General features: G+C 74.5%; 19 protein-coding genes. 6 read left to right on the top strand and 13 right to left on the bottom strand.

Annotated elements, in window-relative coordinates; translation table 11 throughout:
• The first annotated feature begins 107 nt into the window (after positions 1–107).
• Positions 108–1,313, top strand: a complete 1,206-nt coding sequence (rocD, locus tag ACF1BN_RS19925) for an ornithine--oxo-acid transaminase (protein WP_392332877.1) — start codon at positions 108–110, stop codon at positions 1,311–1,313.
• Positions 1,314–1,395: 82 nt separating this feature from the next.
• Entirely contained in the window at positions 1,396–2,091 is a 696-nt protein-coding gene (locus ACF1BN_RS19920) for a polysaccharide deacetylase family protein (protein ID WP_392332876.1), read from the top strand.
• A 3-nt stretch (positions 2,092–2,094) separates the two neighbouring features.
• On the opposite strand, the gene ACF1BN_RS19915 is transcribed toward ACF1BN_RS19920, so the two are convergent.
• On the bottom strand, positions 2,095–3,276 hold the full coding sequence (locus tag ACF1BN_RS19915; RefSeq protein ID WP_392332875.1) for a glutathionylspermidine synthase family protein: 1,182 nt from the start codon (positions 3,274–3,276) through the stop codon (positions 2,095–2,097).
• Positions 3,277–3,294: 18 nt separating this feature from the next.
• Positions 3,295–3,603, bottom strand: coding sequence for a hypothetical protein (locus tag ACF1BN_RS19910; RefSeq protein WP_392332874.1), 309 nt, complete (start codon positions 3,601–3,603; stop codon positions 3,295–3,297).
• Between the two features lie 150 nt (positions 3,604–3,753).
• On the opposite strand from ACF1BN_RS19910, the gene ACF1BN_RS19905 reads away from it, so the two are divergent.
• Positions 3,754–4,611: a hypothetical protein gene (locus ACF1BN_RS19905; protein ID WP_392332924.1), complete on the top strand. Its 858-nt coding sequence runs from the start codon at positions 3,754–3,756 to the stop codon at positions 4,609–4,611.
• Between the two features lie 138 nt (positions 4,612–4,749).
• Here the strand turns inward: ACF1BN_RS19905 and ACF1BN_RS19900 are convergent, their stop codons facing one another.
• The 3 genes from ACF1BN_RS19900 to ACF1BN_RS19890 form a co-directional block, all read right to left on the bottom strand.
• Positions 4,750–5,508, bottom strand: coding sequence for an SDR family oxidoreductase (locus ACF1BN_RS19900; protein WP_392332873.1), 759 nt, complete (start codon positions 5,506–5,508; stop codon positions 4,750–4,752).
• A gap of 89 nt (positions 5,509–5,597) precedes the next feature.
• Positions 5,598–6,578 (bottom strand): RNA polymerase sigma-70 factor, encoded by a 981-nt coding sequence (locus ACF1BN_RS19895; RefSeq protein WP_392332872.1) that lies wholly within the window; start codon positions 6,576–6,578, stop codon positions 5,598–5,600.
• Positions 6,575–8,215 carry a PLP-dependent aminotransferase family protein gene (locus ACF1BN_RS19890; RefSeq protein ID WP_392332871.1) on the bottom strand — a complete coding sequence of 547 codons (1,641 nt, stop codon included), beginning with the start codon at positions 8,213–8,215 and terminating at the stop codon, positions 6,575–6,577. Before ACF1BN_RS19890 ends, ACF1BN_RS19895 begins: the two co-directional genes overlap by 4 nt.
• Before the next feature lie 46 nt (positions 8,216–8,261).
• Here ACF1BN_RS19890 and ACF1BN_RS19885 point away from each other — a divergent pair, with 46 nt between their 5' ends.
• Positions 8,262–8,765, top strand: a complete 504-nt coding sequence (locus ACF1BN_RS19885) for a carboxymuconolactone decarboxylase family protein (protein WP_392332870.1) — start codon at positions 8,262–8,264, stop codon at positions 8,763–8,765.
• 76 nt (positions 8,766–8,841) lie between these two features.
• Here the strand turns inward: ACF1BN_RS19885 and ACF1BN_RS19880 are convergent, their stop codons facing one another.
• The 4 genes from ACF1BN_RS19880 to ACF1BN_RS19865 all read right to left on the bottom strand — a co-directional run bounded on the left by ACF1BN_RS19880 (position 8,842) and on the right by ACF1BN_RS19865 (position 12,805).
• The gene (locus ACF1BN_RS19880) at positions 8,842–9,831 is read right to left on the bottom strand and encodes a malate dehydrogenase (RefSeq protein WP_392332869.1); all 990 of its coding nucleotides are present in this window, start codon (positions 9,829–9,831) and stop codon (positions 8,842–8,844) included.
• A gap of 169 nt (positions 9,832–10,000) precedes the next feature.
• Positions 10,001–11,200: a DUF2690 domain-containing protein gene (locus ACF1BN_RS19875; RefSeq protein WP_392332868.1), complete on the bottom strand. Its 1,200-nt coding sequence runs from the start codon at positions 11,198–11,200 to the stop codon at positions 10,001–10,003.
• Between the two features lie 257 nt (positions 11,201–11,457).
• Positions 11,458–11,943, bottom strand: coding sequence for a DUF3017 domain-containing protein (locus ACF1BN_RS19870; RefSeq protein ID WP_392332867.1), 486 nt, complete (start codon positions 11,941–11,943; stop codon positions 11,458–11,460).
• Between the two features lies 1 nt (position 11,944).
• The gene (locus ACF1BN_RS19865) at positions 11,945–12,805 is read right to left on the bottom strand and encodes a bifunctional methylenetetrahydrofolate dehydrogenase/methenyltetrahydrofolate cyclohydrolase (RefSeq protein WP_392332866.1); all 861 of its coding nucleotides are present in this window, start codon (positions 12,803–12,805) and stop codon (positions 11,945–11,947) included.
• A 272-nt stretch (positions 12,806–13,077) separates the two neighbouring features.
• Here ACF1BN_RS19865 and ACF1BN_RS19860 point away from each other — a divergent pair, with 272 nt between their 5' ends.
• Positions 13,078–13,707, top strand: a complete 630-nt coding sequence (locus ACF1BN_RS19860; RefSeq protein WP_392332865.1) for a hypothetical protein — start codon at positions 13,078–13,080, stop codon at positions 13,705–13,707.
• Positions 13,708–13,768: 61 nt separating this feature from the next.
• Here the strand turns inward: ACF1BN_RS19860 and ACF1BN_RS19855 are convergent, their stop codons facing one another.
• The 3 genes from ACF1BN_RS19855 to purN form a co-directional block, all read right to left on the bottom strand.
• Positions 13,769–15,208 carry a DUF2079 domain-containing protein gene (locus ACF1BN_RS19855; RefSeq protein WP_392332864.1) on the bottom strand — a complete coding sequence of 480 codons (1,440 nt, stop codon included), beginning with the start codon at positions 15,206–15,208 and terminating at the stop codon, positions 13,769–13,771.
• Positions 15,209–15,307: 99 nt separating this feature from the next.
• Entirely contained in the window at positions 15,308–16,867 is a 1,560-nt protein-coding gene (gene purH / locus ACF1BN_RS19850; RefSeq protein WP_392332863.1) for a bifunctional phosphoribosylaminoimidazolecarboxamide formyltransferase/IMP cyclohydrolase, read from the bottom strand.
• Positions 16,848–17,477: a phosphoribosylglycinamide formyltransferase gene (gene purN / locus ACF1BN_RS19845; RefSeq protein WP_392332862.1), complete on the bottom strand. Its 630-nt coding sequence runs from the start codon at positions 17,475–17,477 to the stop codon at positions 16,848–16,850. The genes purH and purN overlap by 20 nt, the downstream gene beginning before the upstream one ends.
• Before the next feature lie 254 nt (positions 17,478–17,731).
• Here purN and ACF1BN_RS19840 point away from each other — a divergent pair, with 254 nt between their 5' ends.
• Positions 17,732–18,463, top strand: a complete 732-nt coding sequence (locus ACF1BN_RS19840; RefSeq protein ID WP_392332861.1) for a hypothetical protein — start codon at positions 17,732–17,734, stop codon at positions 18,461–18,463.
• Between the two features lie 31 nt (positions 18,464–18,494).
• Here the strand turns inward: ACF1BN_RS19840 and ACF1BN_RS19835 are convergent, their stop codons facing one another.
• Positions 18,495–20,180 (bottom strand): DUF6350 family protein, encoded by a 1,686-nt coding sequence (locus ACF1BN_RS19835; protein ID WP_392332860.1) that lies wholly within the window; start codon positions 20,178–20,180, stop codon positions 18,495–18,497.
• Positions 20,181–20,225 lie beyond the last annotated feature (45 nt).

Genomic DNA, 20,225 nt, shown 5'->3' with positions numbered 1-20,225 from the left:
GGGCGGAGGGGCGGGCGCGCCGTCTTCCGAGGTTTCTTCGCCCGGGAAGCGAGCGACGATAAGAAGGGGCCACAATCCACCCCGGCCGCAGGACGATCGGAGATCCCGTGTCGAGAACGCAAGACGAGATCGCTGCCTCGGACGCGCACAGCGCCCACAACTACCACCCCCTGCCCGTCGTCGTCGCCTCCGCGGAGGGGGCCTGGATGACGGACGTCGAGGGGCGCCGGTTCCTGGACATGCTCGCCGGCTACTCGGCGCTGAACTTCGGGCACGGCAACCGCCGGCTGATCGAGGCGGCGAAGGCCCAGCTGGAGCGGGTGACGCTCACCTCCCGGGCGTTCCACCACGACCGCTTCGCCGAGTTCTGCGCGCGGCTGGCGGAGCTGTGCGGCAAGGAGACCGTGCTGCCGATGAACACCGGGGCGGAGGCGGTCGAGACGGCCGTGAAGACGGCCCGGAAGTGGGGGTACGAGGTGAAGGGCGTGCCGGACGGGCACGCGAAGATCGTGGTGGCGGCGAACAACTTCCACGGGCGGACGACGACGATCGTGTCGTTCTCCACCGACCACGAGGCCCGTGACCGCTTCGGCCCGTACACCCCCGGGTTCGAGATCGTGCCGTACGGCGACCTGACCGCGCTGGAGGCGGCGGTCACCGAGAACACGGTGGCGGTGCTGCTCGAACCGATCCAGGGCGAGGCGGGCGTCCTCGTCCCGCCCGCCGGATACCTGAGCGGCGTGCGGGAGCTGACGACCCGGCGGAACGTGCTGTTCATGGCGGACGAGATCCAGTCGGGCCTGGGCCGGACGGGCCGCACCTTCGCCTGCGAGCACGAGGGCGTCGTGCCGGACGTGTACATCCTGGGCAAGGCGCTGGGCGGCGGCGTGGTGCCGGTGTCGGCGGTGGTGGCGGACGCGGACGTGCTGGGGGTGTTCCGGCCGGGCGAGCACGGTTCGACCTTCGGCGGGAACCCGCTGGCCTGCGCGGTGGCGCTGGAGGTGATCGCGATGCTGCGCACCGGCGAGTACCAGGAGCGGGCGGCCGAGCTGGGCGAGCACCTGCACGCGGAGCTGGGCCTGCTGGTCGGCGGCGGCGCGGTGGAGGCGGTGCGGGGGCGCGGGCTGTGGGCGGGCATCGACATCGTGCCGGCGCGCGGCACCGGCCGGGAGGTGTCGGAGCGGCTGATGGAGCGGGGGGTGCTGGTGAAGGACACCCACGGCTCGACGATCCGGATCGCACCGCCCCTGGTGATCTCGAAGGAGGACCTCGACTGGGGCCTGGAACAGCTCCGCGCGGTCCTCACCGCCTGACCGGGACGCGGAGCGCGGGGGCGGCGGGCGGGGCCAACGCGGGCCATTGACAGCAGAGTTGGTCTAGGCCAATGATGCGGCCATGCCGAGACTCCGTCTGCGCCACGCACTGCGTGGCGCGCTCGCCGCCCTCGTCCCGCTCGCCCTGCTCGGGGCCGTCGGCGGCCCCGCGCACGCCGCCCCGGAGGCGGCCTGGCCCGAGCCCGCGCCCGTGGTCTCCCGGGTCGAGACCACGGACCCGGTCGTCTTCATCACGATCGACGACGGCTGGTTCCACGACCCGGCCGCCGCGCAGCTGCTGCTCGACCGCCGGGTGCCCGCCTCGCTCTTCCTGCTGCCGGGGGCGTACTCGTACGACTCCGGCTACTTCCACCGGCTGCTCGACCACGGCCGGGTGCGGATCGAGAACCACACCGTCGGCCACCCGGACCTCACCACGCTCGACGCGGCCGGCCAGAAGGCCGAGGTCTGCGGGGCGCGGGACGCGCACCTCGCGGAGTTCGGCGACGGGCCGCGGCTGCTGCGCCCGCCGTACGGGGTGTTCGACGCGACCACCCGGACCGCCGCCCGCGCCTGCGGGGCGAAGGCCGTGGTCACGTGGACGTACGACCTGACCACCTGGGGCCAGTGGACCCCGCCGTCGCCGTCCCTGAAGGCCGGCGACATCATCCTGCTGCACTTCAACGAGACGCTGGAGCAGGACCTGGAGCGGGCCCTCGCCCTCGCCGAGGAGGCCGGTCTGAAGCCGGCCCCGCTGCGGGAGTACGTACCGGAGTAGCGGTCAGAGGATGACGTGCGGGAGGAAGCGGGCGTACTCGTCGGTGACGGGGCCCGCCGACTCCCGGATGCCGAGCCCCGCGGCCTCGTCCCCGACGACCCACGCGCCGAGCAGCGTGCGGTTGCCGTCGAAGTCGGGGAGCGGGGCCAGGCCCTGGTAGCAGCAGGGCTCGTCGCGGACGACGACCTCGCTGCCGGGTTCGTGCAGGGTGACTCCGGCGCCCTCCCGGCCGAGCAGCGGCTTGGCCGCCCAGCCGGTGGTGGAGGCCAGCTCGCGCGGCCCGTCGAGATAGGCGGGCAGCAGGTTCGGGTGGCCGGGGTACAGCTCCCAGAGGATGGCGAGCAGCGCCTTGTTGGAGAGCAGCATCTTCCAGGCGGGCTCGATCCAGCAGGTGGTGCCGGAGCCGCCGCCGTTGTCCAGGGTGGACAGGACGTGCTTCCCGAAGCGGTCGGTGACCAGCCACTCCCACGGGTAGAGCTTGAAGCAGCTGCGGATGAACCGCAGCTTCTCGTCGACGAAGCGGCGGGAGAGCCGGTCCCAGCCGATCCGCTCCACGGACAGCGCCTCGGTGGCGAGCCCGGCCTGCTCGGCGGTCTCGCGCAGGTACGCGACCGTCATCAGGTCCTCGCCGAGCTCGTCGGTCTCGGAGTGCGCGAAGTGGACGGGGCCGGGCGGCAGCAGCGGCGCCTGCCGCTTCCAGGCGTCGACGAGGCGTTCGTGGAGCGAGTTCCACTGGTCCGCGCCGGGGAAGCGCTCCTCCATCCAGAACCACTGCGGGCTCGCCGCCTCCACCAGGGAGGTGGGGGTGTCCGCGTTGTACTCCAGCATCTTCGCCGGGCCGGTGCCGTCGTAGACGAGGTCGAAGCGGGCGTAGAGGGAGGGCAGTTCGGCACGCCGGCGCCAGGACTCGGCGACCCGCCCGGCGACCTTGGGATCGGTGATCCCCAGGTCGGCGAAACGGTTCCGCTCGACGATGTGCGCGGCCGCCGCGAGGCACATCGCGTGCAGCTCCTCGACGACCTCCTCCAGCGCCTCGACCTCGGGCAGCGTGAAGGAGTAGTACGCGCTCTCGTCCCAGTACGGGCGCAGCGAACCGTCCGGGTAGCGGGTCAGCGGGTAGACGAGTCCCTGCTCCTCGACCGTCTCCTGCCAGCCCGGACGGGGCTCGATGGTGTGCCGTTCCATGGTGCCGGTCCGCCCGCCTCAGCCGCCGCTCGACCCGGAGGACGAGCAGCCGAAGCCGCCGGTCTCGACGGCCTTCCGGTCGAAGCTGCCGCCGGACAGGCGCGCGTTGCTGACGGAGCCGCCGTAGTAGTAGGCGCCGCGGGCGGTCGAGCCGTTGTCGTCATCGTCGTCGTCGGAACCGCCGGTCTCGCACCGGTGGCTCGGCAGCTCCTCCAGCGTCACCGGGTCCGCGCACCGACGGTCGGGTTCGGCGCCGCAGGCGGTGATCGTCGCCGCGAGCACGCCCATACCGCCGAGCACCACCGTGCTCGACCTGAGCCTCCGCATGTCCCTCGCCCTCCCCTTCGCGTGGCCGCGCACCCTCGTGTGCGCGTACCCCTTCGCGCGGCCGTTCGTATGACCGCGGGCCTCGCGACCGCACAGTGTAGGCCGCCGCATTCCGGCCTCGGCACCTAGAGTCGCTATGTGCTCTTCGGGATGGTTTGCGCGCTCGGTTCGGCGCTGTGCTTCGGCGCGGCCACCGTCTTCCAGGCCGCCGCGGCCCGCGCGGCGGCGCCGGGGACGGGCAGCGGCGTCGACGTCGGGCTGCTGTGGCGGGCGCTGCGGCAGTGGCGGTACGTCGTCGGCCTCGCCCTCGACGGACTGGGCTTCCTCCTGGAGGTGGTGGCCCTGCGCACCCTCCCCCTGTACGCGGTCGGCGCGGCGCTCGCCGCGAGCCTCGCCGTCACGGCGGCGCTGGCCTCCCGGATGCTCGGGGTGCGGCTGAGCCGGGTCGAGTGGGGCGCGGTGGCGGCGGTCTGCGCGGGGCTCGCCCTGCTGGCGCTCGCGGCGGGGCGGGAGGGCCACCGGTCCGGTCCTCCGGGGCTGCCCTGGGCGCTGCTCGGGATCGCGGCGGGGGTGCTGCTGCTCGGCGCGGTGGGCGGGCGGCTGCCGGACCGGCCCCGGGCACTGGTCCTCGGCCTCGGCTCGGGGATCGGCTTCGGGGTGGTCGAGGTGGCGGTACGGCTCCTGGACGGCGTCGACCTCGCCGACCCGGCGCTGTGGGCGCTGCTGCTCGGCGGCGGGGCGGCGTTCCTGCTGCTGACCTCGGCGTTCCAGCGGGGCGCGGTGACGACGGCGACGGCGGGCATGGTCCTGGGAGAGACGCTGGGCCCCGCCGCGGCGGGCGTCGTCTGGCTCGGCGACCGCACCCGCGAGGGCCTCGGCGGTCTGGCCGCCACCGGTTTCGCCCTGGCCGTGGCGGCCTCCCTGACTCTGGCCCGCTTCGGCGAGCCACCCCCGCCCGCTCCGGAACGGACCCCGCCGCCCCGGGGCCCTGAGGCCGGCGCGCCCTGAGGGCGCCGCGCCCTGAGACCCGCCGTGCTTCGAGGCCCACCGTCCGCGCGGGCACCGCTGGGGGCCGCCAGCACGGCGCGGCCCTCGGCCTTCAGGCATCGGGCGGCGGGCCTTGGGGCATTAAGGGCCCCAAGGGCCTCAGGACGGCGTCGTGCGCGCCTTCAGGTACTGCTCGAAGGTGACCCGGCCGGTGGCGTGCCCGGGCGCCAGGTGGCCGCCCGCGCGGAAGGCGCGGTAGGCGCGGCCCGCCAGCGGGACGGGCAGCAGTCGGCGGCGGCGGCCCGTGGCGGCGAGGTGGACGCGGGCCAGCTCGGCGAACGTGAGGATCTCGGGGCCGCCCATGTCGGGGACGCGGCCCGCGGGATCGCCGGCCGCCAGCTCGGCCAGCCGCTCGGCGACCTCGGTCACCTCCACCGGCTGGTCCGAGACGCCTGCGGGCAGCGGCAGCACCAGCGGCACCTTCCCCGCCGCCGCCAGGACCCGCGCCACCAGGTCGTGGAACTGGGTGGCCCGCAGCACGGTCCACCCGATCCCAGACTCCTCGACCAGCCGCTCCACCGCGTGCTTGGCCCGGTAGTAGCCGAGCGGCACCCGGTCGACGCCGACGATCGAGATGTGGACGAGGTGCCGGACCCCGGCGCGGCGGGCCGCCGCGATCAGCGTGCGGGCCGCCTCCTCGTCCCCTCCGCGCGGGGAGGAGGCGCAGTGGACGACGGTGTCGACGCCCGCGAGGGCCTCGTCGAGACCGATGCCGGTCCGCAGGTCCACCGGGTGGCTCGGCGAGCGCCGGCTCAGTTCGCGCACCTCGTGCCCGGCGGCGGCGAGCCGTGCGCACAGCGGCCTGCCGAGGGTGCCGGTGGCCCCCGTCACCAGGATCGTCCTCGTCTCCGTCGTCATCTCCGGGGTCTCCTTCCCGACGCGGGCGCTCTCCTCGGAGCGCCGCTCTCACCCCTGGTGACCGGCGGGACCGCGCGGATGTGACAGCCTCAGCGGGCGGCTTCCGGTCGCGCGGCGAACTGCCGGGTCACATAGCCGAGCTTGTCCGGGTTCATCACCATCCGCACGTCGGTGACCCGGCCGTCCGCACGGAGCTCCACCGCGGCGACGCCGATGACGCGGGCGCCCACGTGCAGGACGACACCGGGCGCGCCGTTGACCTCCGCCACGGTGAGCACCGCGCCCTCCTCCCGGCGGCCGGCGACGCCGGCGAGGAAGCGGAGCACATGGTCGCGGCCCCGGACGGGCCGGAGCGCCGACCTGACCTTGCCGCCGCCGTCGCTCCACCAGACGACCTCGCGCGCGAGGAGCTTCTCCAGCCCCGCGAGGTCGCCCTCCCGGGCGGCGGCGACGAAGGACTCGACGAGCTCCCGGCGCCGCTCCGGGGCGGGCGGATCGAAGCGGGCGGCGGCGCCGTCGTCCCCCGGATCCGCCACGCGGCGGGCGGCCCGTCCGTACAGCTGGCGGCAGTTGGCCTCGCCGAGGTCGAGGACGCCGGCGAGCTCCCGGTACGGGTAGCCGAAAGCCTCGCGGAGCACGTACACCGCGCGCTCGGCGGGGGTGAGCCGCTCCAGGAGCAGGAGCATCGCCGTGGAGACGTCGTCGTGCCGCTCGGCGGACTCCAGCGGTCCCGCGCCGGGCGCGCCGAGCGGGCCGCGGCCGTCCGTGAGCACCGGCTCGGGCAGCCAGGTCCCCGTGTACCGCTCACGGGTGGCCCGGGCGGAGGTGAGCCGGTTGAGGCAGAGGTTGGTGACGACCCTGGTGAGCCAGGCGGCCGGCTGGACGACGGCCGCCCGGTCGGCGCCGCTCCACCGCAGATAGGCGTCCTGGACGGTGTCCTCGGCCTCCTCGGCGGACCCGAGCATGCGGTAGGCGATCGCGAAGAGCCGCGGCCGGTACGTGGTGAACTCCCGCGCGGCGGCCTCCGCGTCGGGGTGGGGGCGGTCGTCCGGGGCGAGGTGCGAGGTCACGTACCCACCCTGCCAGAGCGCCCGCCGCCCGCCTCGCCCTCCCCGCCGCCGAAGCCCTCCCCGCCGCCGAAGCCCTCGCGTCCTTCGAAACCCGCCCCGAGCCCGCCCCCCTCCTCCGAACCCTCCCCGGCCCCCTCCTCGAAGCCCTCCCCGACGCCCTCCAGGACCCGGCAGAGGGCCTGGAGGGCGCCCTGCCAGCCGCTGTCCGGCGGGGTGCCGTAGCCGACGACGAGGCCCTCCAGGCGGCCGGAGGCGCCCGGCTGGCGGAACTGGCCGAGGCCCTGCACCGCGAGGCCGTGCCAGGCGGCGGAGCGCAGCGCCGCCTGTTCGGTGCCGGGCGGCAGTGCCAGCACCGCGTGCAGGCCGGCCGCGATCCCTCCGACCCGGATGCCGGGCGCGTGCCGGGCCAGGGCCTCCACGAGCTGGTCGCGGCGGTGCCGGTAGCGCAGCCGCATGGCCCGTACGTGCCGGTCGTGCGCCCCTGAGGCGAGGAACTCCGCGAAGGCCAGCTGGTCGGGGGTCCCGCACATCCAGTCCACGACCTCCCCCTTCGCCGCGGCGACCTCGTCCACCAGGCCCTCCGGCAGGACCATCCAGGCGAGCCGCAGCCCGGGGGCGAGGGACTTGCTCGCGGTGCCGAGGTGGACGACCCGCTCCGGGTCGAGCCCCTGGAGAGCGCCGACGGGCTGCCTGTCGTAGCGGAACTCGCCGTCGTAGTCGTCCTCCAGGACGTATCCGCCGGTCGCCCGCGCCCAGTCGACGACCGCCGCCCGCCGGTCGGGCGGCAGCGCCCCGCCGAGCGGGAACTGGTGGGCGGCGGTCAGCAGCACCGCGCCGGGCCCCGGCCCGTCCGGCCCGGTCAACGTGTCGACGCGGGTGCCGCGTTCGTCGAAGGGCAGCGCGGGGGAGGCTAGGCCGGCGTTGCGCAGCAGCTTCGCGTAGAGGCCGAGCCCGTACGACTCCACCGCCACCGCCCGCGTGCCGCGCGCCCGCAGGACCTGGCCGAGCAGCATCAGGCCGTGCGCGAACCCCGCGCAGATCACGATCCGTTCGGGCCGGGCGTGCACGCCCCGGGCGCGGGCCAGGTACTCGGCGAGGACGGTGCGCAGTTCGAGGCGGCCGCGCGGATCGCCGTACCCGAAGGCCTCGTTGGGGGCGGCCGTCAGCGCCTTCCGGTACGCCCTCAGCCACTCGGCGCGCGGGAAGGACGCGAGGTCCGGTGTGCCGGTCCTCAGGTCGTACGCGGGGGTGGGGGTGCGCCGCCGGGAGGTGCGGGCGGCCGGGCCGGCGGGCGGCTGCCACGGGGTGCCGCCCGGGGTGGGCCCCGCCGGTGCCGCGCGGGGCGCCGCGGGCTCGGGGGCCGGCCGGGGTTCGGCGCGGCGGGCGACGCGGGTGCCGGAACCCTGGCGGGCGGTGAGCCAGCCCTCGGCGACCAGCTCGGCGTACGCGTCGGCGACCGTGTTCCGGGCGACGCCGAGGTCCGCCGCGAGCTGGCGCGAGGACGGCAGCCGGCTCCCCGGAGCCAGCCGCCCGCTGCGCACGGCCTCGCGCAGGGCGTCCATGAGGCCGGCCCGCAGGCGGGTGCCGCGGAGGTCGAGATGGAGGTCGGCGCCGAAAGTGGCCCAGTCGTTCCGCATGGGAATGGACCATAGCGGCGCGCCATCCGCTTCGTACGGTGGCTCCATGACCACCATCACGGAGCACTCCCCCGACCGGCCCCTCGCCCACCAGCACACGCAGCGCATGCCGTTCTTCGAGCTGGCGCCCGACTTCTACAAGGCGATGGTCCGCCTGGAGAAGGAGGCGGCCAAGGGTGTGGACCCGGTCCTCTACCACCTGATCAAGATCCGGGCCTCGCAGATCAACCACTGCGCCTTCTGCCTCGACATGCACACGAAGGACGCGCTCGCCGAGGGCGAGACCGTGGAGCGGGTCGTCCAGCTCGCCGCCTGGCAGGAGTCCCGGCACTTCTACACGGAGCGGGAGCTGGCCGCGATCGCCCTCACCGAGGCGGTCACCGTGCTGACCGATGGCTTCGTCCCCGACGAGGTGTACGCGGCGGCGGCCGAGCACTTCGACGACGCGGAGCTGGCCCGGGTGATCGGCGCGATCATCGTCATCAACTCCTGGAACCGGATCGCCGTCTCGACCCGCATGGTCCCCGGCGGTTACACGCCCTCGCACTGAGCCGCGCGCGAACGGGCGGAGCCCCCGGTCCGAGGACCGGGGGCTCCGTCACGCGCGGGCGCGTTCGAACGAGGGCTCAGATGAGGCCGAGCTCGCGCACCGCGTCGCGCTCCTCCGACAGCTCCTTGACGGAGGCGTCGATACGGGCGCGGGAGAAGTCGTTGATCTCCAGGCCCTGGACGATCTCGTACGCGCCGTCCTTGCAGGTGACCGGGAAGGACGAGATGAGGCCCTCGGGGACGCCGTAGGAGCCGTCCGACGGGACACCCATGGAGGTCCAGTCGCCCTCGGCGGTGCCGTTGACCCACGTGTACACGTGGTCGATGGCGGCGTTCGCGGCCGAGGCCGCGGAGGACGCGCCACGGGCGTCGATGATCGCGGCGCCGCGCTTGGCGACGGTCGGGATGAAGGTGTCGGCCAGCCACGCCTCGTCGTTCACGACGTCGGCGGCGTTCTTGCCGGCGATCTCCGCCTGGAAGATGTCCGGGTACTGGGTCGCGGAGTGGTTGCCCCAGATGGTGAGGCGCTTGATGTCCGTGACCGAGGAGCCGGTCTTCTGGGCCAGCTGCGTCAGCGCGCGGTTGTGGTCCAGGCGGGTCATCGCGGTGAAGCGCTCGGCCGGGACGCCCTTGGCGGCCGACTGGGCGATCAGGGCGTTGGTGTTGGCCGGGTTGCCGACGACGAGGATCTTGACGTCGTCCGCGGCGTGGGCGGCGATGGCCTCGCCCTGCGGCTTGAAGATGCCGCCGTTGGCGGCGAGCAGGTCGCCGCGCTCCATGCCCGGGCCGCGCGGGCGGGCGCCCACGAGCAGGCCGATGTTGGCGCCCTCGAAGCCCTTGTTCGGGTCGTCGAAGATGTCGATGCCCTTGAGCAGCGGGAACGCGCAGTCGTCGAGCTCCATGGCGGTGCCCTCGGCGGCCTTGACGCCCTGCGGGATCTCGAGGAGGCGCAGCTTGACCGGCACGTCCGCGCCGAGCAGGTGGCCGGAGGCGATGCGGAAGAGCAGCGCGTAGCCGATCTGGCCGGCCGCGCCGGTCACGGTGACATTCACGGGAGTGCGGGTCATGGCGATCTCCGTAAGACAGCTGGCGGTGGGGTTCCCTGCCCCTGAGGCTGGATACCGCTCCTGATCGATCGATGTCTCGATGTGAAGAGATATCCGGCGGTCAGGCTATCGGACGCGGGCACCTCTGCACCCCCACCCCCTTGTGGTGCGGCTCACCTCATGGCTCGTTTCACTCTCCGGTGCAGCCGTCGCCGCTGCCGTCCTCGAGTCGGGCGCAGGCACGCGCGGAGGCCGCGGAGGAGACCGGGATCATCGCGGTGTAGGCGTCGGCGTCGCCGCCCGCGTCGACGTTCGCGACCTGGATGGCGGTGCCGGCCTGGACGCTGACCTCGTCGCCCGCCGCCGCGCCGGAGATGCGGGCCCAGGCGGCGGCGCAGACGGTGCTGTGCCGGACCTCGACGAGGGCGCCGCCGATGCGGGTGCGGGCGACGGTGGTGGCGAGCGGACCGCCGCACCCCATGGTCTCGGGGTCCTCGCCGCCGCAGTCGGCGCCCGTGCACCGGACGCCCTCGGGGAGGCTGGGGGTGGGCGTCGGGGCGGTGGTGGTGGGCGGGGCCGGGGCGGCGGCGGGCGGCGCGTCGGAGCCGCCGAGGTCGACGAGGAGGACGGCGGCGGTGACGACGAGCGCGGCGCCGACGATCCCCGCGACGTAGAGCAGCGGGGACCCGCGCCGGGGCTTGCGCGGGCCGGTGGGCGCGGGGGACGGGGCGGGCGCGGGCGCGGGGTGGGGTGCGGGGATCGGCGGCACGGGCCTGATGCGCATGGTGCGGTCGGCGGGCACTGCCGGGACGACCGGCCAGCCGTCCCGTACGCCCTCCGGAGCGCGGGCGCCGCCTCGTACGGCGTCCCGAGGGGTGGGCACGACCGGCCACCCGCCCCGGGCGCCCTCGGGCGCCGGGTCCCCGTCCCGCACCTCCTCCGGAGCGCGGGCCCCGTCCCGCACGGAGTCCTGCGGCGCGGGCGCGGCGGGCCGGGCGTCCCGCACGGCCTCCGGCGCGGCGAACCCGTCCCGTACGCCCTCCGGGGCACGGGAGGCGTCCCGTACGGCGTCCTCGGCGGTCGCCGGTGTCGGCTGCTCCGGCACCGAGCGGGCGCGCAGGATCCGCTTCCAGGCGCGGTCCGCGTGTTCCCACTGGGCGGTGAGGGGGCCGAGGTCGGCGCCGGTGATGTCGGAGAGCGCGACGACGGCGCTCCTCGGCACGGGCCGGCGGGCGTGGAGGTAGGCGTCCCAGTCGGCCCGGTCGTGCCCGGTGCGTTCGGCGACGGCGACGACGCCGAGGCCGCTGCGGTCGATGACCAGCCTCAGGCGGTCGATGAACGTCCGCACATCCGGATCGAGTTCGTCGGACAGCGTCTTCCACGCCGACATGTGTGCCCCCTTGTCCGCTGCCGTCCCCGGCCCTCGCCCCGACCGTCACCCCGGCCGGCTCCCCCGAAGGATGGCAGCTCCGCGGGGCGAGCGGGACCCCGGCCCTGGTCGGCGGATGTACCGGAATGGTCACTTCCATGCCACAGCGGGCGGCCCGAACTTGCCCTTCGTTGGCGCGTACATGACCCTTGATCACGGCGGCGCCCGCCCTCCCACGGGGGAGAGGGCGGGCGTCGTCGCACACCGTCAGGGGCGGTTCAGGTCACCGTCAGATGGAGGACGTCCTCCAGGAACGGGATCTTCAGCCAGGGCTTCGGCTGCACCATGAGCGCGAGCAGCACGATCAGCGAGCCCATCACCCCGTACGTGATCATGTCGGTGAACCGCGAGCGGACCGCGAGCATGCCCACCGACGGCAGCACCCGGCGCAGCACCATGCCCAGCAGCAGCGCCGCGCCGACCATCATCGTGCCGATCCGGAAGGACTGGAAGAAGGGGTCGGTCCCCACCACCAGCAGTCCCAGCGCCGCCGTCCCCAGGACGAGCAGCAGCGGCCACTGGCGGGCGGGCGCGGGGGCGGCACGGCCCGCCGCCCTGCCGCCGCCCTCGGGCCGCGCGGTGTCGGTGGTGACGGTCGGAGGCCGCCGCGAACCCCGCACCCGGCGGATCTTCGACACCCGGCCGCGCGGCAGCTCCCGCGGGCCGTCCGGGCCCGCGGGGGAAGCCGGGCTCCCCGAGGTCATCTCAGAGCGCCGCGGCCGCGCGCTCCGCGGCCTCGACGACGTTCACGAGCAGCTGCGCGCGGGTCATCGGGCCCACGCCGCCGGGGTTCGGGGAGATCCAGCCGGCCACCTCGGCGACGTCCGGGTGCACGTCGCCGAGGATCTTGCCCTCGGCGTTGCGCGAGACGCCGACGTCGAGGATGGCCACGCCCGGCTTCACGTCCTCCGGCTTGATCAGGTGCGGCACGCCGGCGGCGGCCACGATGATGTCGGCCTTCTTCAGGTGGAACGCGAGGTCGCGGGTGCCGGTGTGGCACTGGGTGACGGTGGCGTTCTCGGAGCGGCGGGTCAGCAGGAGCGGCATCGTGCGCCCGATGGTGACGCCGCGGCCGACGACGACGACCTCGGCGCCGTTGATCTCCACGCCGTGGGCGCGGAGCAGCGTGATGACGCCGTTCGGCGTGCAGGGCAGCGGAGCGGGCTCGTTGAGGACGAGCCGGCCGAGGTTGGTCGGGTGGAGGCCGTCGGCGTCCTTCGCCGGGTCCATCAGCTCCAGGACGCGGTTCTCGTCGATGCCCTTCGGCAGCGGCAGCTGGACGATGTAACCGGTGCACGCCGGGTCCTCGTTGAGCTCCCGGACGACCGCCTCGATCTCCTCCTGCGTGGCGGTCGCGGGGAGTTCGCGCTGGATGGAGGCGATGCCGACCTGCGCGCAGTCGCGGTGCTTGCCCGCGACGTACTTCTGGCTGGCCGGGTCGTCGCCGACCAGGACGGTGCCGAGACCGGGCGTGACGCCCTGCTCCTTGAGGGCCGCCACACGGGCGGTCAGGTCGGACTTGATCGCGGCCGCGGTGGCCTTGCCGTCGAGAATCTGGGCGCTCATGGGGACATCCTCGCGGATGACCCCGCCTTCTCCCAATTCGGTCCGCCGCGGCTCCCGCCACGGGTTCCGGCGGGGCCTCGCGGTGCGGAGGCGAGGGTTGCACTTGCACAACTCCGGTGCGTATCGACTGGACAACACCTCGGAGCTACGAGGACGATGACCAGCGCAGTGCCGCGGAAAGTGCCGGGGGGAATCCGCTCACATGCCGTGAAAGTCCCTCCTCGCGGGCCGCGTCCGTCCCCGCACGAGAACCTTCACGGAGGAAACACCCGATGAGCTTCGGCGAACCGAACAACCCCTACGGCCAGCCGCCGCAGGGTCAGCCGGGCTACGGCTACCCGCAGGCCCCCCAGGGCGTCCCGCAGCAGGGCTCCTACGGCTACCCGGCCGCCCCGCCCGTCGCGCCGTACGGCGCGTACCCGGGCGGCCCGAACCAGATCCCGCAGTCGATGCCGGGGCTGCTGATGACGGCGCGGGTCTTCCTGTTCCTGATCTCGGCGGTGCAGATCGTCGGCGGAATCATCTACCTCATCGCCGCGCTCGGGGCCAGCGACGCCTCGAACTACTCGTCGTCCTACAGCGGCGACAACCCCTTCAGCGAGCTCAGCCGGGCCGCCGCGGGCATCCTCACCGTCGTCTCGCTGATCATGCTGGGCCTGGCGGCCCTCTCGATCACCCTCGGCGTCAAGTTCGGCAACGGCGGCCAGGGCATCCGCATCACGACGGTGGTGTACGGAGTGATCGGCACGCTGCCGGGTCTGTACCTGATGTTCGCCGGCTTCGACGTCGGCCTCGCCTCCGTCGTCGTCCCCGGTCTGATCTGGACCGTCTTCGGCGTGATCGTCGCGGCTGCCCCGGTCGTCCCCAGCGGCACCGCCTGGTTCGCCCGCCCGCGGTACTGACCCGCGCGGCACGCCGAAGGGGCCCGGTTCTCCCTGGAACCGGGCCCCTTCGGCGTGTCCGCTACTTCTTCCTCAGCACCGCGAAGCCGTCCGAGCGGTGGACGATCTCGTACGCCGCCTCAGGGTGCAACTGCGAAGCCGTCACCGCCGGGTCCGAGGTCTGGCCGGACCAGCCGCGCAGGTCGAGCGCGAGGTAGTCGGGAGTCGCGCCCTTCGCGGTGCCGATCCAGTAGACCTTGTGGTCCGCGGTGAGGTGGGCGAGGAGGGGGACGTCGGCCTCCACGCTGGCGCCCTCCGGGACCGCCGCGACGGCCGCGCGGGCCTGGTCGGCGCGGGCGTCGGCGGCGTACGTCTCGGACTTCAGCAGCTCGCGCAGCGGGAGGTTCGCGGCGAGAGTCAGTCCGACGGCCGTGGTGGCGGCGACGGCGACCTTTCCGTACGCGGCGAGCCAGGGGCGGGACGAGGTGCGGACGGTGCGGACGGCGTCGACCAGGGCCAGGAAGACGATCGGCATCAGGACGGCGCTGTAGTGCCAGTGCATGCCCCAGTGGTTGGCGTCCTGGGAGACGAAGCGCCAGCCGAGGGTGGGCAGGACGAGCAGCACCAGCGGGGAGCGCAGCGCGAGGAAGCCGGTGATCGCGAGGAGGTGGAGGACCATCTCCCAGCGCTCGCCCGAGGTCAGCGCGTCGGCGGCGATCTGGAGGACGGAGGTCTCGGCGCCGGCGCCGGTCTTCTCGATCTTGGCCCAGTAGTCGTACTGGCCGAGCTTGCTGGCGGCCGGGATGAGGACGAGGACGGTGAGGGCGAAGAAGGCGACGCCGAAGCCGGCCAGGGCGGCGCCGAGCTTCTTCTGGCCCTTGAGGGCGAGGACGACGCCGACCATGGCGACGGTGAGCCCCATGTCCTCCTTGACGAGGACGAGCGGCGCCGCCCAGGCCGCCGCGGCCGTCCAGCGGCCGAGGAGCAGCGCGCGGCAGACGAGGGCGAGCATCGGGACGGCGAAGGCGATCTCGTGGAAGTCGGACTTCACGGCCTCCTGGAGGCCCCAGGAGAGTCCGTACGCGACGGTGAGCGCGATGCCGGTGGCGCGGCTGCCGAGGATCTGCTGGGCGGTGCGGCCGACGACGACGGCGGAGGCGGCGAAGAGCGCGGCCTGCGCGAAGAGCAGCGAGACCGGTGAGGGCCACAGCCAGTAGAGCGGGGCGAGGAGCGCCGTCACCGGGCTGAAGTGGTCGCCGAGTATCGGGAAGCCGGGGCCCTTGATGTCGACGACGGGGACCTTGAACTCGGCGTAGGAGCGGACGGCCTGTCCGAAGATGCCGAGGTCCCAGGAGGGGGTGCGGAAGTGGTCGTACTGCACCCAGGAGTAGAGGAAGTACAGGGCGGTGAGGGCGACCGCGATCAGCGCGTACGGGAGGTACGGGACGGGTGCGGGGTCGGTGCCCTCGGCGGGCCGCTCGTCGGCGGGGTCCGCCGCGGGCTTGTTCAGTACGTCCAACACCACGTCTCCACTACTGCCGGCCGGCCCGGGGCCAGACCATTAGACCAGAGACGCCCCGCGGGGCCCTCCCTTGCCGGGAAGGCCCCGCGGGGGCCCGTCTCAGTGGGCGAAGTGGCGGGTGCCGGTGAGGTACATCGTCACGCCGGCCTTCTTCGCGGCCTCGACGACGAGCTCGTCGCGCATCGAGCCGCCGGGCTGGACGACCGCCTTCACGCCGGCCGCGGTGAGGATCTCCAGGCCGTCGGGGAAGGGGAAGAAGGCGTCGGAGGCGGCGTACGAGCCGCGCGCCCGCTCCGCGCCGGCGCGCTCGACGGCGAGCTTGGCGGAGTCGACGCGGTTGACCTGGCCCATGCCGACGCCGACGGAGGCGCCGTCCTTGGCGAGGAGGATGGCGTTGGACTTGACCGCGCGGCACGCCTTCCAGGCGAAGGCGAGCTCGGCCAGCTCCTCGGCGGAGAGGGCCTCGCCGGTGGCGAGGGTCCAGTTCGCCGGGTCGTCGCCCTCGGCCTGGAGGCGGTCGGTGACCTGGAGGAGGACACCGCCGTCGACGGCCTTGACCTCGACCTCGGCGACCGGGCCGCGCTCCGCGCGCAGGACGCGGATGTTCTTCTTCCTGGCGAGGACCTCGACCGCGCCGTCCTCGTAACCGGGGGCGACCACGACCTCGGTGAAGATCTCGGCGACCTGCTCGGCCATCTCGACGGAGACCGGGCGGTTGACGGCGATGACGCCGCCGAAGGCGGAGGCCGTGTCGCAGGCGTGGGCCTTGCGGTGGGCCTCGGCGACGTCGGCGCCGACCGCGATGCCGCACGGGTTGGCGTGCTTGATGATCGCGACGCAGGGCTCGTCGTGGTCGTAGGCGGCGCGGAGGGCGGCGTCGGTGTCCGTGTAGTTGTTGTAGGACATCTCCTTGCCGTGCAGCTGCTCGGCCTCGGCGAGGCCGCCCGTGCCGTCGACGTACAGCGCGGCGCCCTGGTGGGGGTTCTCGCCGTAGCGCAGGACGTTCTTGCGCGCGTAGGTGGCGCCCAGGAAGTCGGGGAAGCCGCTGTCGTCGGCGGCGGCGTAGTCGTCGGCGAACCAGGAGGCGACGGCCACGTCGTACGCGGCGGTGTGCTGGAAGGCCTCGCCGGCGAGCCGCTTGCGGGCGGTGAGGTCGAAGCCGCCGGCCTGGACGGCGGCGAGCACGTCGGCGTACCGCTCGGGGCTGGTGACGATCGCGACCGAGGGGTGGTTCTTGGCGGCGGCGCGGACCATCGACGGGCCGCCGATGTCGATCTGCTCGACGCACTCGTCCGGGGTGGCGCCGGAGGCGACGGTCTCGCGGAAGGGGTAGAGGTTCACGACGACCAGGTCGAAGGGCTCCACGCCCAGCTCGGCGAGCTGCTCGCGGTGCGACTCCAGGCGCAGGTCGGCGAGGATGCCGGCGTGCACGCGCGGGTGGAGGGTCTTGACGCGGCCGTCCAGGCACTCGGGGAAGCCGGTCAGCTCCTCGACCTTGGTGACCGGGACGCCGGCGGCGGCGATCTTCCCGGCGGTGGAGCCGGTGGAGACGAGCTCGACACCGGCCTCGTGCAGACCGCGGGCCAGCTCCTCCAGACCGGTCTTGTCGTAGACGCTGACCAGCGCGCGGCGGATGGGCTTAACGGTGTCCGTGTTCACCGATCTGAACCTTTCGTCCCTCAATGCGGTAGCCGTGCCGGGCGAGACGCCCCACGACGTCGACGAGCAGCGAGCGCTCGACTTCCTTGATGCGCTCGTGCAGAGCGGCTTCATCGTCCGACTCCCGCACCTCGACCGCGCCCTGGGCGATGATCGGGCCGGTGTCGACGCCGTCGTCGACGAAGTGGACGGTGCACCCGGTGACCTTCACGCCGTGGGCGAGCGCGTCACGCACCCCGTGGGCACCGGGAAAGCTGGGGAGGAGCGCCGGGTGGGTGTTGACGACCCGGCCGCCGAAGCGGGCGAGGAACTCCTTGCCGAGGATCTTCATGAACCCGGCCGAGACGACGAGGTCCGGCGCGTACGCGGCGGTGGCCTCGGCGAGCGCGCGGTCCCACTCCTCACGGCTCGCGTGGTCCTTCACCCGGCAGACGAAGGTGGGCAGCCCGGCGCGCTCGGCGCGCTCCAGGCCTGCGACGGCCTCGCGGTCGGCGCCGACGGCGACGATCTCGGCGCCGTACCCCTCGGGGTCGGCGGCGATGCCGTCGAGGAGGGCCTGAAGGTTGGTACCGGACCCGGAGACCAGAACGACAAGGCGGGCGGCAGCCACTGGGTCACTCTTTCCGTGGGTATTTGTGCGGTCCTACGAACGAATCGTGCCCGTCGATACGGGGAACCCTACGAATGGCTCGACCGTCAGCAACGATACCGGCACACCGGACGGCCCCCACGGGACGGGGGCGGGGCAGGGGGGTAGCGTCAGGGTCCGACGCCGGTGCGCCACCCGGGTGCCACGACGGGTCACGACGGTCACGACGACGGTCGCGAAGACGGTCACGACGACAGAGGGAAGACGTCCAGCAGATGCCGGATCGCCAGTCCACGAACGACAACAACCCGTTCGCCCCGCCGCCCGAGGGCAGGCCCGACGAGCCGTGGCAGCCGCGCCGCCCGGAGGGCCGGGACGGCCGCGAGGGCCCGGACGGCGAGGACGACGCGTCCTCGTCGCCCGTGACGGGCTCGTCCGACGGGCGCTGGAGCCCGCGCCAGCCGGGCCGTTCGTCGGACGGTTTCGGGGGCGGACCGGAGCGCCAGGGCGGCCAGGGCGGCGGCTCCGGCAAGCAGGGGCCCGAGCGGCCGGGGCTGCGCTGGGACCCCACGGACCCGGCCCAGCGGCGGGCGCGGTACGCGGTCCTCGGCGGCATGTGGGCCTTCTTCTTCGCGATCTTCGACATCCCGGAGCTGGCCCTGCTGCTCGGCGCCCTCTCGCTGTACTGGGCGATCAGCTCGCTGCGCGCGAAGCCGAAGGCCGACGCCGAGGTGTCGCCGGAATCACAGTCCGCGTCCCAGCCCTCGGGACGGCCGTCCACGGCGCCGGGCACCCCGAACCCGGCGCGGTCGATGCGGACGGCGGCGATCAGCGGCCTGGTGGCCTCGGCCGTGGCCCTGGCGATCGTGGGCGTCGGGTTCACGATGCAGCTGGTCTACAAGGACTTCTACGACTGCCGGGACGACGCCCTCACCCACGCGGGCGCGCTGGCCTGCAACGACCTGCTGCCCAAGCCGCTGCGGGACGGCTTCGGGGTGCGCGACTAGTCCGCGCGCGCCGCACACCCCTCACGCACCTCTACGCTCCTTCCGCCCCGGTCGTCCCCGACGGCCGGGGCGGTTCCGTGTCCCGTGCGGGACCCTCGCTCCGGTCCCGCGGGGTCTCCCAGGACGCGGGGAGGTAGTCGTACGGCTCGTAGCCCTCGTCGTCGAAGGAGCCGAACGGGTCGAACGAGCCGAGCGCGTCGAGCCCGCCAGGGGGGAAGTCGCCGCCGTGGCGGAGGGGGTCCGCCGGCTTCGCGGCGGCCCCGACCCCGGCCGGAGCGGGCTCCCGCCGGGCGTCCCGCCTCCACCTCGACCACCACCTGGACGCCTTGGAGGACTTCGCGGCCCCGGGCGCCCCGATCCGCTCGGACTGCACGGACTGGTCGGACTGGTCGGGGGGCTCGGAGGGCTTCGCGGCCCTGGACTCCCTGAGCTGCTTGAGCCGCTTGGGCTCCTTGGACTGCTTCGGCTGCTTGGACTGCTTGGGCCGGTCCGCTTCTTCCGGCGGCTTCGGCGCCTCCGCGCGCCTCACGCGGGGCACCCGGCGGCCCCAGGCCCGTACCCCCAGCGCCGTCGGCAGGCCGACGCCCACGCCCCACAGCACCGCCGCCGCGCCCGCCTGCCACCCCACCGGCCCGAAGGCGAGCAGCCGGCCCGAGCCGAGCGGACCGCCCGCCGCGCCCGCCAGGACGGCGACCGCCGCGCCGCACACCCAGGCCGCGCCCAGCGCCGCGAGCGCCGTCTCACGGGCCTCGCCGGTGCCGGTCGAGCGGCCCACCGACCGGCCCAGCGCCACCGCGGCGACCAGCGGCACGGCCGCCGCGGCCCACTGCGGCCAGCCGCCCGGCCCGGCGGGCGGCAGCGCCGCGAGGAGCGGGAAGGGCGGCACGGCGGGGTCGCCCGCGAGGCCCAGCGGGGTCGCCAGCGCGCCCGTGCCGAGCGCGAAGCCGGGACCGAGGCCGTACGCCGCCGCCCACACCGCCGCGTTGGGCAGCAGGGCGAGGACGAGCAGCGCCAGCGTCACCCGTCCGGACCACTCCCCCGCGAGTCCCTCGTACGAGACCCGCGCCGCGCCCGCGTGCCAGACCAGCGCGGTCCCGGCCAGCACCGCCCCGCCCGCGAGGAGCGTCACCAGGCCGGTCCCCGCCCCGCGCAGCGCGGCGGCGGTCTCCTCCCGGCCCGGCAGCGGCCGGCCCAGCGCGGTCCAGACGCCCGTGCCGGCCGCGCCGACGACCACGGCGGGCAGCCACAGTCCGGCGGTGACGAGGTCCGCGGGGAGCGGGCCGCTCTCGCTGTAGACCACGATCACGGCCGCGACCAGCAGATAGCCGCCCGAGACCGCGCCCAGCGCGCCCGCGGGCGAGGGCCGGGGGCGGGTGGCGTCGGCCGGATCGAGGGTGGAGCGGGCGGTCCGGTGGACCAGCCAGACCGGCAGCACGGCCGCCAGCAGCGGTACCACCCCGAGGGGGGCGGGCAGCCCGCTGAGCGTGTCGGTGCGGACGAGGTCCACGCCGTGGGCGAGCAGCCACAGTCCGGCGGCGACGTGGAGAGCGCCGCCGGCGCCGCTGTCGGGGAAGGGCGAGCTGATCCACACCGCGATCACCAGGACGGCGAGCGCGCCGACGCCGAGTCCGGCGGCGACCCCGCCGCGGACGCAGGCGGTGGCGAACGCGGTGGAACGCCCGCCCTGGACCAGGGAGTGCTCGGTCAGGTGGGTCACGGGGCCAATGCTGCCAACGACACGCGCTTTCGCGGCGTAACAGGC

Origin of the sequence: Streptomyces sp. NPDC014861 (assembly GCF_043081625.1) — a bacterium.
GTDB lineage: Bacteria > Actinomycetota > Actinomycetes > Streptomycetales > Streptomycetaceae > Streptomyces.
Note: the sequence above shows the minus strand (reverse complement) of the source record. Positions and strands in the feature narration are given on the sequence as shown.

Excerpts from the sequence above, each read along its gene's own strand:
- ACF1BN_RS19875 (WP_392332868.1), bottom strand. The coding sequence starts at position 11,200 with ATGTCGGCGTGGAAGACGCTGTCCGACGAACTCGATCCGGATGTGCGG.
- ACF1BN_RS19915 (WP_392332875.1), bottom strand. The coding sequence starts at position 3,276 with ATGGAACGGCACACCATCGAGCCCCGTCCGGGCTGGCAGGAGACGGTC.
- ACF1BN_RS19890 (WP_392332871.1), bottom strand. The coding sequence starts at position 8,215 with ATGCGGAACGACTGGGCCACTTTCGGCGCCGACCTCCATCTCGACCTC.
- ACF1BN_RS19860 (WP_392332865.1), top strand. The coding sequence starts at position 13,078 with ATGAGCTTCGGCGAACCGAACAACCCCTACGGCCAGCCGCCGCAGGGT.
- ACF1BN_RS19865 (WP_392332866.1), bottom strand. The coding sequence starts at position 12,805 with ATGAGCGCCCAGATTCTCGACGGCAAGGCCACCGCGGCCGCGATCAAG.
- ACF1BN_RS19870 (WP_392332867.1), bottom strand. The coding sequence starts at position 11,943 with ATGACCTCGGGGAGCCCGGCTTCCCCCGCGGGCCCGGACGGCCCGCGG.
- ACF1BN_RS19905 (WP_392332924.1), top strand. The coding sequence starts at position 3,754 with ATGGTTTGCGCGCTCGGTTCGGCGCTGTGCTTCGGCGCGGCCACCGTC.
- ACF1BN_RS19840 (WP_392332861.1), top strand. The coding sequence starts at position 17,732 with ATGCCGGATCGCCAGTCCACGAACGACAACAACCCGTTCGCCCCGCCG.
- ACF1BN_RS19900 (WP_392332873.1), bottom strand. The coding sequence starts at position 5,508 with ATGACGACGGAGACGAGGACGATCCTGGTGACGGGGGCCACCGGCACC.
- ACF1BN_RS19920 (WP_392332876.1), top strand. The coding sequence starts at position 1,396 with ATGCCGAGACTCCGTCTGCGCCACGCACTGCGTGGCGCGCTCGCCGCC.
- ACF1BN_RS19880 (WP_392332869.1), bottom strand. The coding sequence starts at position 9,831 with ATGACCCGCACTCCCGTGAATGTCACCGTGACCGGCGCGGCCGGCCAG.
- ACF1BN_RS19885 (WP_392332870.1), top strand. The coding sequence starts at position 8,262 with ATGACCACCATCACGGAGCACTCCCCCGACCGGCCCCTCGCCCACCAG.
- ACF1BN_RS19910 (WP_392332874.1), bottom strand. The coding sequence starts at position 3,603 with ATGCGGAGGCTCAGGTCGAGCACGGTGGTGCTCGGCGGTATGGGCGTG.